6 protein-coding genes and 3 pseudogenes are annotated in these 13009 nt (G+C 64.0%); 8 read left to right on the top strand and 1 reads right to left on the bottom strand.

Features of this window, described 5'->3' with window-relative positions:
* The first annotated feature begins 69 nt into the window (after positions 1-69).
* The 8 genes and pseudogenes from HF877_RS18780 (at position 70) to HF877_RS18745 (ending at position 7990) form a co-directional block, all read left to right on the top strand.
* Positions 70-1071 carry a hypothetical protein gene (locus HF877_RS18780; RefSeq protein ID WP_169622708.1) on the top strand — a complete coding sequence of 334 codons (1002 nt, stop codon included), beginning with the start codon at positions 70-72 and terminating at the stop codon, positions 1069-1071.
* Positions 1052-1492, top strand: coding sequence for a hypothetical protein (locus HF877_RS18775; protein WP_169622707.1), 441 nt, complete (start codon positions 1052-1054; stop codon positions 1490-1492). The genes HF877_RS18780 and HF877_RS18775 overlap by 20 nt, the downstream gene beginning before the upstream one ends.
* A 279-nt stretch (positions 1493-1771) precedes the next feature.
* Entirely contained in the window at positions 1772-3313 is a 1542-nt protein-coding gene (gene istA, locus HF877_RS18770) for an IS21 family transposase (protein ID WP_169622706.1), read from the top strand.
* Positions 3314-3359: 46 nt separating this feature from the next.
* A pseudogene (istB, locus tag HF877_RS18765) lies at positions 3360-4112 on the top strand (IS21-like element helper ATPase IstB); the annotation flags it as partial.
* Between the two features lie 670 nt (positions 4113-4782).
* Positions 4783-5936: pseudogene (locus HF877_RS18760) on the top strand (IS3 family transposase).
* A 72-nt stretch (positions 5937-6008) separates the two neighbouring features.
* Positions 6009-6305: pseudogene (locus tag HF877_RS18755) on the top strand (DNA helicase UvrD); the annotation flags it as partial.
* Positions 6306-6681: 376 nt separating this feature from the next.
* Positions 6682-6846 (top strand): hypothetical protein, encoded by a 165-nt coding sequence (locus tag HF877_RS18750; RefSeq protein WP_240952694.1) that lies wholly within the window; start codon positions 6682-6684, stop codon positions 6844-6846.
* A 154-nt stretch (positions 6847-7000) separates the two neighbouring features.
* Positions 7001-7990: a linear amide C-N hydrolase gene (locus HF877_RS18745; RefSeq protein ID WP_169622705.1), complete on the top strand. Its 990-nt coding sequence runs from the start codon at positions 7001-7003 to the stop codon at positions 7988-7990.
* Between the two features lie 172 nt (positions 7991-8162).
* Here HF877_RS18745 and HF877_RS18740 read toward each other — a convergent pair whose 3' ends face one another.
* Positions 8163-12521, bottom strand: coding sequence for an AAA domain-containing protein (locus HF877_RS18740; protein WP_346765236.1), 4359 nt, complete (start codon positions 12519-12521; stop codon positions 8163-8165).
* Between the last annotated feature and the right edge of the window lie 488 nt (positions 12522-13009).

The following is a 13009-nucleotide window of genomic DNA, read 5'->3' as shown; positions in this document are numbered from 1 at the left end:
ACCACCCCGTGGTTGATTTTTCGATTGATTTGGATGGCACACCGAGCCAACCCGCACGAAGGAAAGTACATGGTCCTACCCCTGATACCTGCCGCACTGATCGCGATCGGTGCCGTGACCGGTGGCGGCGGTGTTGCTCTCGGTGGCAAGGGCATTGCCGACCGGAAGAAGGCCTCGGGCCAGTTGCGTACGGCCGTAGAGCGCTACACGAAGCGGCGCGATGCCATCGAGGAACGCATAGGCAAGACGAATGCCGAACTCGAAGCGCTGGGCGACCTGCAGCAACAATCACTGGTGGACGTCGTGTTGCGAATGGCAGAGTTCCTTCGCCGCCACGAAAAGCAGGTCCGAGACAACGAGAAACTACTGGCCGACGGCCTTCACGCAGGCATCTCCTATTTCGACGGGCCGTGTGGACTCGAACTCAATCTCGGCGGGTGGATCAGCGGAGCGATGGGAGCGGCGGCGACCGGAGTCGGAACCGCGTCTGCAGTCTCGGCCGCGGCCACCAGCTTTGGGGTTGCCAGCACGGGGGCTGCCATTTCAGGCCTGTCAGGAGCGGCCGCGCAGAGCGCCGCGATGGCTTGGCTCGGCGGAGGCGCATTATCGGTGGGTGGAGGTGGAGTCGCGCTCGGGGCAACCGCGCTCAATGTCGTCACCCTCGGTCCCGCACTACTCATCAGCGGTTTCGTCATCAAGGGTCAGGGCGAGAAGGCACTCACCGAGGCCGCCGAACTCCGAACAAAGATCGACATCGCGAATGCCGAACTCGGCACCACAGATGCGCTTTTGACGGGTATCGACCAGCGGATCGATGAGCTCCGCGACCTCCTCCGCACATTGACCACCAAAGCCGTCGCGGCACTGGACCTTCTCGACTCGGAGGGTTTCGACCCACGCGTCCACGCATCCCGTTTCCAGAAGGCGATGGCACTCACCGTGGCCGTCCGGGATGTCGCTGCGACTCCCGTCCTCGACGAAGAGGGCGAACTGAACGAGGACAGCGCGAAAATGGCCGTACGGTACCGCCCCATGACCCGAGGAGCCGGCAGTGGCGCCGAAGAAGCCTGATCAGAAAATCTACGAAGGCGACGTGTTGGGCCCCGTGAGACGCGCGATCTCTGCCGCCGACGGATTCACCGCGCTATCCCAGTTGGTCACAGCTGCACAGGAGTGCATCGAGATCCACGCCGTCGAACAAACGAAGCGCGCGAGACTCCACACCTACGCAGCCGCGGAGGTCCAGCGCATCAAGTCCGCCGAGTCGATTGTCAAGGGATACTTCGAGCAGGCGTTCGCGGAGCGACGAGCGACGTTCGACGCTTTGTTCACCCGGCTAGACCAGGCACTCGAGCAAGACAACGCGCAAGCGATCAGTGACGTGCTGCGGGGAATCGTCGACATTGCCAAAGCATCTCCCCTCGCGGATCTGGGCGACCTCGGTCAGATCCGCGCCGCACTCGACGACCCAGACCAGGTATGGGAGCTCTGAAGTTCGGCACATGAACAACGATCCGATTCCCGCACCGGTAGATATCGGCGCACTCTCCGCCAACATGCGTGTCACGGCCGATGCGCTCGATGTCAGCGGTCATGTAATTCCCCAGGTTGAGGGGTCGGCCCGTCACGTAATTCCTCACCCGGCCGTCACGTAATTCCCCACTCTTGGGGCGTGTCGGCCGGGGTGTGGGTGCTGCTGCAGGTTCGCTTCCTCCCAAGGTCCACCGAGGACCTGGGAAGGGGCCCGACGGTGGCAAGGAGAACGTGGACGATGACCGATCTGATGGAGTTGTTCCGGCATTGGCATACCGGCCGCTCCCAGGTGCAGATCTCGACAGCCCTGGGACTCGACCGCAAAACCATCCGCAAGTACTTGGCCCCGGCGCTGGCGGCGGGGCTGACCCCCGGCGACGGCCACAAGTTCGACGAGAACCTGTGGCGCGAGTTGATCGCGGCCTGGTTCCCCGAAGTGGTGGACCCGACGCCGCGGGCGGTGACCTGGCCGGCGATCGCCGCCCACCACACCTGGATCGAGGGCCAACTCGACGAGTCGGTGACCGTAGCAACGATCGCCCAACGACTGCGTGACGACCACGGTGTCCCGGTGTCGGAATCAACTGTGCGTCGCTATATTTCGGCGAGATTCGCCGATCGGGTCGCGGCGTCGAAGGCCACGTTTCCTCGCGGGCCGGTCCCGCCGGGCGCTGAGGGGCAGGTCGACTACGGCAAGCTGGGGATGTGGCGCGATCCGGCCACGGATCGTCGGGTGGCGGTGTGGGCGTTCGCGATGATCCTGGCGTGTTCACGGATGCTGTTCGTCCAACCGGTGCTGCGGATGGATCAAACCTCCTGGTGCGCCTCGCATGTGGCCGCATTCGAGTTCTTCGGTGGCGTCCCGACGCGGATGGTGTGCGACAACCTCAAAACCGGGGTGGACCGCCCCGATCTCTACGATCCGCAGATCAACCGGGCCTATGCCGAACTCGCCGACTTCTATCAGGTGCTCATCGATCCGGCCCGGGCCGGAAAACCCAAGGACAAACCACGCATCGAGCGCCCGATGCCCTATATCCGGGACTCGTTCTTCCGGGGCCGCGAATTCACCTCGCTGACGCAGATGCAAGCCGCCGCGCTGACATGGTGCACCGACGTCTACGGCCGGCACCAGCATCGCGGTCTCGGTGGTGCGCACCCGGCGGTGGTGTTCGACGCCGTGGAAAAGCACACCCTGATACCGTTGCCGCCCAGGAGGTTCGAGCCGGTGGTCTACTCCACCGGCAAGCTCGTCCCGGACTGCCACGTCAAGTCCGGCAAAGCGTTGTATTCGGCGCCGTGGCAGCTGATCGGCCGACGATTACTGGTGCGCACCGCCGGGGATGTGGTGCAGATCTTCCACGACGAGCAGGTCGTGGCCACCCATATGCGCCGCCCCTCGGGACGGGCGACGAATTCCGAGCATTATCCGCCGGAGAAGACCGCGTTCACGTTGCAGACGGTGGTGTGGTGCCGGGCCCAGGCCGAGCAGATCGGGCCCGGTGCGGTCGCGATCGTCGACGAGTTGTCGCAGGTCAACGCGATCCATCGACTGCGGTCGATCCAGGGCATCGTCCGGCTGCGGTCGGGCTACGACGATGCCCGAATCGACGCGGCATGCGCCCGGGCCCTCGAGGTCGGTGATCCGCGCTATCGCACCGTCAAGGGCATCCTCGTTGCCGGCACCGAACACGACGGGCAGGATGTCGCCGATGCCGGTGTCACTGCCCCGGCGTTGTTGCGCGGGCCGGCTGCGTTCGACACCGAACGCTCAGCGTGAGACCTGCTGACCGACTATCTGTTTCCCTCTTCAGGAGGATTCTGTCATGACCATTCACGATCCCAGCCTGCGTGCTGCACTGAAAACATTGAAGCTGACCGGCATGCTCGACACTCTCGATGCGCGCCTGGCGCAAACCCGCGATGGGCAACTCGGGCACCTCGAGTTCCTGCAGGTTCTCTGTGAGGACGAGATCGCCCGCCGGGAAACCGCCGCCTTGGCCCGGCGGGTGCGCCGGGCCAAGTTCGAGCAGCAGGCCACCTTCGAGGACTTCGACTTCACCGCCAATCCGAAGCTCCCGGCCGCGATGCTGCGGGATCTTGCTGCTCTGCGATGGCTCGACGCCGGCGAGTCGGTGATCCTCTACGGGCCCGTCGGTGTCGGCAAAACACATGTGGCACAAGCTCTTGGACATTATGTGGCCCGACGCGGTGGGGATGTTCGGTTCGTCAAGTGTTCCCGGATGCTCGCCGATCTGGCCGGTGGGCATGCCGATCGCACCATCGGCCAACGGATGCGCGAATACACCCGGCCGTTGGTGTTGATCATCGACGACTTCGCGATGCGCGAGCACACCACCACCCAGTCCGATGATCTCTACGATTTGGTGTCCGACCGGGCGATTGCCGGCAAGCCGTTGGTTCTGACGAGCAACAGGGCCCCGAAGGATTGGTATCCGTTGTTCCCGAATCCGGTCGTGGCCGAGTCTCTGCTCGATCGGTTGATCAACACCAGCCATCAGATCTTGATGGACGGCCCGTCCTACCGGCCACGCAAACGTCCCGGGAACCGCACCGCGGCCGCGAACCGAACCAATCGGGGCACCGGCCCGGCTACCCTCGACTCAGCACGCCCCGCGCATAGGGAATTCCGTGACGGAAACCCCTGGGGAATTACGCGACGGTCGACAGCTCGAGTCTGCCGAGATGCTTGTCGAGTTCGCCATCCCGAAACTCGAGGCACTCGACCCGAACGAGATTCAGACCATCGACCCCGAGATAGGGACTCTTTCCGACGCCGCAACAGCCGACTTGCTGAGGGCACTCGGGGAGGAACTTTCGGATGCGCTGTGGGCTCTCAGGAAAACTCGGGCACATATGGTGGCCATCGCAACTCAGACCGATCGGATGTACCCGAAGGCACGGTGACGCGGGTGTGCACGTAACAGCACCAGAAGCTGGTCACCAGTGTTGATGCACGGACACCGACGGTTGGCGGTACCTACGATGCTGCGATCCTCCCGCGTCAGAGGAGCATCGCCCACGGCGATAATTGTGCGTCGCCCAGTTAATTCAGGTCCTGGAAACAACCGGCCATTTCGGGACGAAGCGAGCGCTACAGGTTTTGCCGCCAAACGTATGCACTTCAGGGAGGGGACTGCCCCCGGTTTGGTTGACATCTTGACCTGCCCCACGGTTAGGTTTCCAAATCTGGTGATGAGTCGAAGACCTTCCTGAAAGGCTCCGACCATGCCTCGCCCCTATCCTCCCGAGTTCCGCGCCCGCGCCATCGCGCTGGTTCGTTCCGGCAAACAGGTCAAACAGACCGCTTACGAACTGGGCATTAGTGCGGGATGTCTGCACACATGGCTCAAACAGGACCGCATCGATCGCGGGGAGATCCCCGGCAACACCACGGCCGAATCTGCAGAGCTGACCGCGGCCCGCAAGCGAATCCGGGAGCTCGAAATGGAGCTGTCGATCATCCGGCAGGCGTCGAAGTTCCTGGGCGAGGACAAGCCTCACCCAAAAGGGTCCACCCGGTGATCGACCGCCTGGCCGACGCCGGGACCCCTATCGACGTATGTTGCAGAGTGCTCGGAGTCTCCCGTCAGGGCTACTACCGATACAAGAGGCGACCGACGTCGGCGACCGATCTGCGCCGGCAGTGGCTGACCGGATTGATCCGGGAAATCCACGTCGCCTCTCGTGGCACCTACGGTTACCGCCGCATCTACGCCGAACTGACCATGGCAATGGGCGTCTCGTGTAGTTCACGGTTGATCTCGGTGCTGATGACGAGAGCCGGAATCTACGGCCTACCAGGCCCAACACGCATCAAGCGACTACGCGGGGTCGTCACCACCGGCGACCTGGTCAACCGCAAGTTCCATCGACTGCGACCGAACGAGTTGTGGGTCACCGATATCACCGAGCACCCGACGCGGGAGGGAAAGGTGTTCTGCGCCGCCGTCCTGGACGCGTTCAGCAGGCGAATCATCGGGTGGTCGATCGACTCGCGACAGGACTCGACCCTCGTCATCAACGCGCTTGATATGGCCATCCGGAACCGGCGGCCGGAGCCGGGCGGGATCGTGCATGCCGATCACGGAGTCCAGTTCACCTCATGGGCTTTCGGCCACAAGATCCGTGCTGCCGGACTCATGCCATCCTTCGGAAGTGTCGGCGACGGGCTGGACAACGCGATGATGGAATCGTTCTGGTCGTCGATGCAGATCGAGTTGCTCAACCGGAAGAGGTGGAAGACCCGCATCGAGCTCGCGAACGCGATCTTCGACTACATCGAGATCTTCTACAACCGGCAACGCCGGCATTCTCCGCTGGACTATCGCACCCCGATCGAACACGAACTACTCTCCGAGAAGAACCTCATCCCCGCCTGAGACTCATCACCCAAGGTGGAAACCAAGCAGTAGGGCAGGTCAAGTCAACTGAAGTGGGGGCAGTCCCAGGCGATGAAGAAGCTAGACAAGTCCACCAATGACAAGGTGTGGGCATTCATCGAGAAGCTCTCAGCCGACCACACCGCCCCGGGCCTTCACATCGAACCGATCAAGGGTTCGGTCGACCCCCGGGTCCGCACCGGCCGGGTAGACCTGAACTTCCGCGCGATCCTGTTCAAGATCGACGCCAAGCTCGGCGAGGACCCGACCTTCATCTACATGGGAACCTGGCCGCACGACGATGCCATCATGCTCGCCGAGCGCTCGAAACTGCGGGTGAATCCGATCAACGGCGTCCTCGAGGGCATCGACGATGCCCACGTTCCGTCCGCGGCAACGATGCGCTCTGTGCCCGAAGAGGAACAGCCGGAGGCGCTTCTGCGCGAACGGTCGCTGCTGTACGTCGCAGCGAGCCGGGCTCGGGATGCGCTCGTGGTGACGTGGATCGGAAAGAAGTCCGCGCTGCTGGGAAGCGCAACCGAGTAACAAACTGACGACTGCCACCCTCGCGCGAAGCCGGAACGCGTGAGGTGGCGGCGTAGCTCCTCACCCGCGCCCAGCTGCACGACAAGCTCGTTTCAAGATCGATCGAAGGCATGATGCATCCAACGAGGAACGCGGCGCCGACATCGACCAAGAGATGTCGTGGATGCCGTTCGTCACGCTCTGACAGGTCACGCTGGATATGGTGCTCGCAGCCGAGGTACCAGGTGGACTCGGCCACACCTACACCTCCGAAGCGGCGTTCTTCTGGACCGACCTTCTCGAAGTCGAGGACGAGGTGCGGGTCAAAGCAATCCTCGACGCACTGTCCCGGCCGAATGACGACACAATTCACCCCCACAATTAATCCCCGGCTGTATCGTTGACGACATCGTTCTGTCACCCCGTGATACAAGATCGAAATCCCTTGCGAATCGGCACAGGAATGCGAACCGGGATACGCCGAGTCACAGGTACTGGAAACTGCCGATGCGCGGAACTTCCGCGGAAAGGTGTCGCGTATGTGCACCCGAGTCGTGTGGCACGGCCCATCCGGTCAAGTGCTTGTAGGCCGGAACATGGATTACCACCGCGAGACCGCCACCAACCTGTGGGCGTTACCCCGGGGAATGACACGTGACGACGGGGTCGGCGGGCAACTCTCGTGGACGTCGAAGTACGGCAGCGTGGTTGCGGGAGCCTACGACGTGATGACCGTCGACGGCCTCAACGAAGCCGGGTTGGCGGGGCACGTCCTGTGGCTGACCGAGTCGGACTACGGACACCGCGACACCAGCAAACCCGCGCTGAGCGTCGCGGTGTGGATGCAGTACTTCCTCGACAACTTCTCCACCGTCGCCGACGCCGTCGCGTACGTCGAGGAGAACGAACTGCGGGTCGTGCCGCTGGGCGATCCCGCGACCGGCGAGGTGCCGGCGGTTCACCTCGCCCTCGACGATGCGACGGGCGACTCCGCGATCATCGAATACCTCGACGGCAAGCCCACGGTGTGGCACAGCCGCGACTACATAGTCATGACCAACTCACCCACCTACTGCGAGCAGTTGAAACTGCTCGAACGCGTCCAGGGGTTCGGTGGCGACGAACCTCTCCCCGGCACCGATGCGGCACCCGACAGATTCGCCCGCGCGACCCACTACGTCGGTCGACTTCCCGTCCCCGACAGCCAGGTTCAGGCGATCGCGGGAATGTTCAGCGTCATCCGCAACGCCGCACAACCGTTCCGAGTGCCGGATCCTGGGAAACCGTTTGCATCACAGACGCTTTGGCAGACCGTCGCAGATCTGACGGGCAAGCGTTACGTCTTCGAGTCGACGACGCGTCCCAACATCGTGTGGGTGGACCTCGAGGATCTCGACTTCTCGGAAGGCGCGTCGGCAGGCAAGTTGGATCTGCTCGGCGACACCGCCGTCGAAGGTGGTTTGGTGGGCAATGTCAGTGATCGCTTCGAGAATTCGGATCCGCTGACGTTCATCGCCCTACCGTCGTAGACGCCGCACCCTTCGTATACGAAGAATCCCCAAGAGACGATGTCTTCGGGAATCCTTCGCTGAGAGTTGTTGCACATCAATAAATATCAGGCACCTTGTACTTTGCTGAAGAAAGCGGGTGGAAAGACGCACTGTAACATTCCCGTCCGAGAACCTTTGCTACCAAGCTGTTTCAGTAATCGTCCCTCCCGGCGATCGATTGCATATCAACCCGGCCGGGTGTGATTCCGCGACGTTCCAGCTCGCCCCACAGTCCGGTCATTGCCGCAGCCGGGTCGAGGTAATATTCCGACTCCCGGACCCTCCAGAACTTCCACCCACTCCGGTGCAGTTCACGCTCCCGCTCGAGGTCGGCTTGCTGCCGGTCGGGGCTTGTGTGCCACTGCCCGTCATCGCACGCGACCGCGAGCTTGCCTGCCGCTCCGGTCACCACGAGATCGATGAAGTGGCCGTTCACCTCGACCCGCGGGTTCACGTGATAGCCGCGGGCGACGATGTCGAGGAACACTTCCTGCTGGAAGAGACTGTCGAACGCCTCGTGCCGCTCGTCGCGCGTCACGCTGTCCGGCATGGGTGCGGCGGGCAGCGTCGACGTCGACTGCATATGGGAGAGCAGCGAATACCGCAGGTCGGTCCGTCGCAGCGTGTCGAGCGTCCGCGAATGGAACAACCACAGCTGGTCCTGAGCACGCGACGCCGCAACGTTGAACCGCCGCTGGTATTCGGTACGCGTCATCGCCGCGATGTTCTGGTCTGGCGCGACGACCATCGACAGGAACACCACGTTCCGCTCGTCGCCCTGGAAATCGGGGGGCGTGCCGACGCGCAACCTGCGTTCCTCCCACTGGGCCGGGGTGAGCCGGTCCAGCAATTCGTTCTGGATGACGTCGACCTGCGACTGTCCCTGCAGAACGACCACGCCGAACGTCTTGCCGTCATATGCCGGGTCCTGGACACACTGCACGAGGGTGTCGACGAGGGCGTGGGCCTCGACGGGGTTCGCCAACGTGGAGTTCTGTCCCGTGACGGCAGCACTTTCGACGTACGTGGTGCGTAGTGGCGGCAGCCGGTCGGACCCGTACTGCCGCAAGGGAACCAGCGGATCGTCCGCATAGAACTGTTCGCTGGACCACGCGATGATCTCCGGCATCGACCGGAAGTGTTCCCGCAGCCGGATAATGCTTCCGAACCGTGACCGCAGCAAGGAGAACAGACTCGATCGCGGAGTAAAGCTGTCGCGCAGGTAGTTCGGAATATCGGGCAGGTACGAATCGAGACGAGTGAAGACGCCGTCGAGTGCACCCAGCGACACCGCGCTCGGTGCGCACTGCTTGTCGTCGCCGACGACGATCACACGCGGCGCCAGCCACAGCAGGAACAGACTGCTGATGTCGACCTGGCTCGATTCGTCGACGATGACGACGTCGAACGAATTCTGTTCGGGTGGAACCGAAGCGAGCACCTGCTGCAACGGCATCACCCACGCCGGCACCGCTCCCTGCGCGACCTGCATGGCCTCGCGCGCCGCTGCACGATAGCGCTCCGCATACCGCCCGGTTCCTTTACCGATACTCGCGACATGGTCACGGTACGAATGGAGTGCCTGGACCTGTTCGGCAGTCGTGCGGGCGAGACACGCACTCCACGCCTTCTCCTCGACGAGCTGCGTCGTCAGGCGCGTGATGTCCTTCTCGACTGCGTCGAGTTCACGTTCGAACTGCCCGTCGTCGCTACGTTCGTGGAAGCGCCGCACCCAGTCATCTGCACGTCGCCACGCCCACGCATCCTCGATGTGGGCGAGACGAACCGGCCACGCCAAGCTCAACGGATTGTCTCCGAGGGTCTGCGCGAGCGCCGGTGCAGCAGTCGTCAAACGCGCCTGCAGGGCTACGAGTTCCAGCTCCTCGCGTTGTTCACCGACCGCGCGATCCCACGCGTCGAGCGCCGCATTGATCGCGTCGAAGTCCGCTTCGTGGAAGGCTCGTGCTAGCGCGCGTCCTTCGGGCGACGCTCCGCCGGCAGTCTGGCCCCGCACATACATTCCGATGGATTCGAGCCAGTTCTTGCTTGCTTCCGCAGTGCCCGTCGCGGCGATGGCCCGGGCCGACTCCGCGATGGACCGCGCCTGTTCGACGCTCGCGATCCGCGGCGCACCGGGATGGACATCGCGTAAAGCCGATTCGACGTCTCGCACCCGTGCCACGAGACTGTCGATGATGACGCGGTCCCGGTCGATGAAGGCGAGGGTGCCCACAGCACGGCTGCGCGACTCGTCGAGCTCGATGTCGATGCCCAGATCGCGGAGGACGACCCCCGCCACCCGGATCGCTTCGAGCACACGGAGGTGTTCAGCGACGATGCGCACCGTGTGGGCGGTGGTAGCCGCCACGCCGTCGACGGTCGCCGGCTCACCGAGCGCCTCGACCGCAGATTGTTCGTCGCTTCTCAGGAACCGAGCGAAACCACTACGCCACGTCTCCCCGGCCTCCAGCTTGCGGGCGAGTGCGTCGTACGCCTCGAAGGCGAGCGGTCCCGATACCGGCACCTGGACCGAGCTGGCACCGACGATCCGGTCGGCGTCCTGCGCGGCCTGCACGAGTCCTGCGAGCTCGGCGGTCTTTCCCCACAGATGCTGAGCCTTCCCCGACAGGACGTCGTCGGCGACGCGACGAATTCGAGCGTCGAGGCGATCTGCATCCTTCAGAGCGCCCTGCAACTGCTCGCACCGCTCGCGGATGTGGGCGAGTGCCTCGAGGGATGCCCCCTCGAGTATCCGCAGCAATCCCTGCATCTCGTCGTTCGCGGTGCCGCTCGATGCCTGTGAGACGGCCGCGCACGCGTACTGGAGTTCCCTCTGGGTGGGGAGGGACAGCTCCGGGAAGCGCTGGTGCCGGCGTCGCGCACGCTCGACGCTCGACCGCTGATGGAGCGCATGGAGGGTGACGAGCTCGTCGACCGTCAGCGGCGGGGTGTCGGTGAGGAGAGGTGCGGGCAGCCACTCGTATTTGGGTCGTTGTGCGCGGACCCGCCGGACGATCGAGGCAACCGTCCCCTCGTAGCCGGCAGCGACCTCGGCATGGACCGATGCTTCCTCGGCTCGCGCCTGCCGGATCTGTTCCATCAGCGTCGCTCGACGGCCGAGTGCATCGTTCCGTTGCGTGGTGAGTTCGTCGATGCGTTCCTGCGCGCGCCGCGCGTTGAATTGCGCTTTGCGGATGGCGATTTCGCTGACGCTGCGGGTGAGTTCCACAGACCCGCCGTCGACCGGGTCGGTCACCGCCACACACAGGTCCTGGAGTTCGTCCGGAAGCTTGTCCCGGAGTACACGCAGCGCCTGCGCCTTCTCACTGGTGACCAGCACGCGCTGGCCACGCGCCAGCAGCGCGGACACGATGTTGGCGATGGTGTGGGTCTTGCCCGTACCCGGTGGGCCTTCGATCACCACGCCGCTGTCACCCGCGAGCCGGTCGAGGATCTCGCGTTGTTCTTCGTTCGCGGGCAGTGGAAGCAGCGGATCCCCAGTGAAGAGGGACGACGGCGTGCCGATGCGATCGAGCCATGCGACACGGTCTGCCGGCTCGATGGCTTCGACGAGCTGCGCCAGACCTAGTGGCACCGGGTTCGCTTCGTCGGCGGCGGCCTCGGTCATGCGGTTGTAGTACTCGATGAGTGCGTGGGCACCGCGTTTGCGCAGGACGAGTGCGGGTGACGGGGTGACGAATGCGTCGGGCGCCGATGCTTCTTCTGCGCGCTCGGCGACCTCGACGCGCAGGGTGAGCGCACGCTCGGCCCAGCTCTTCAAGAACGCCCGCGCGGCGGGATCGAGGGGCGATGCGACCTGAGTGACAAGGGAGTCGTGCAGTTCGCGGACACTCGACGGGTCGAACACCTCCAGCCCGGTGAGGATCTGAACATCTTCCAACGACGGGCCGGCGCCGGGATCCAACCGGACCACCAGGTCGCCGGAGTCGCCGTGCCGCTCGATGAGAGCGGATTGCGTGATCAGGTGTGTGCGAACCCGCGCGCCCGCAACCCGCTCGGACAGGTGCAGCAAACCCGACGCGACGACGAGTTCGAGCGATTCAGGCTGGTCTTCGAGGTCGAGCATCGTTCGCTGCAGGAACGTGTACAGATGCGACGCGGCTCGTCGTTCACGGTCGGCGGCCGCCCATGTCCGCCAGTCCGTGAGCCAGGCGTCGAAGCCTGCCGCGGTGTCGGGGGCCGTCGGGTCGAGTGCGGGTTCGATGTCGGAGTCGCCGATGTCTCCGCGAACATACGTCGCGAACTCTCCGGAAGGGAGTGGCGGGTCTTCGAGCTGAGCACGACGCGCGCGCAGGAAGACCTCACCCGACGCGGCGTGGGCTTTCAGGCCGGCTCTGATGTTTCCCTCCTCGAGGGACATCACGGCACGGTGTTTGTCGACGATGCGAACCGGTGCGCTGCGGGCTTTGACGAGCTCTGCCATGAAGGCAAGCAGGCGTTGCACGCGGTCCCTCAGTTCGGGATCGTTGTCCCTCGACGCGACGTCCACTCCACACCCTGCTTCCACCCGCCGACGGCAACGGACCCCACCACCTTAGAAACTGTCTCCGGCGAGTCCGCGTCCGGTCCCGCCTCGTCCCCGCACAAGTGCATTGAATTCCGCCGACACTACCCTTCGACCTGCGTAAAAATCCCCTGCTGTTACCGCCAGGACAGTGCAGGGGCACCAGTTGCGAGCAATCAGCCGACGCCGGGCTTTCCATGCATGCTATTTGCTCGCCCAACGGGGATCCGCGCACGGAAATGCGCGAGCGAATCACCATTGAGCGCGCAGATCGACAACGGTTCGGCTCATCAACCCTCACTGAGCAGGCGACCGCATCCCCATTCGTCGGTCGGAGCAACCACCCCTGGTGTCCGCCCGATAGAGCCAAGTCCGCGTCCGGTACCTGGCTGCGTCCCTAGCCGGTGGCTTCGACAAAGCGCGAACCAGAAGGCACCGGCTTGTTAACCAGCTCCCGCGGCGAGTGAAGATTC

The organism is Rhodococcus sp. BL-253-APC-6A1W, assembly GCF_012843405.1.
Classification (GTDB): Bacteria; Actinomycetota; Actinomycetes; order Mycobacteriales; family Mycobacteriaceae; genus Rhodococcus.
This window is presented reverse-complemented; position numbering and strand designations above follow the sequence as displayed.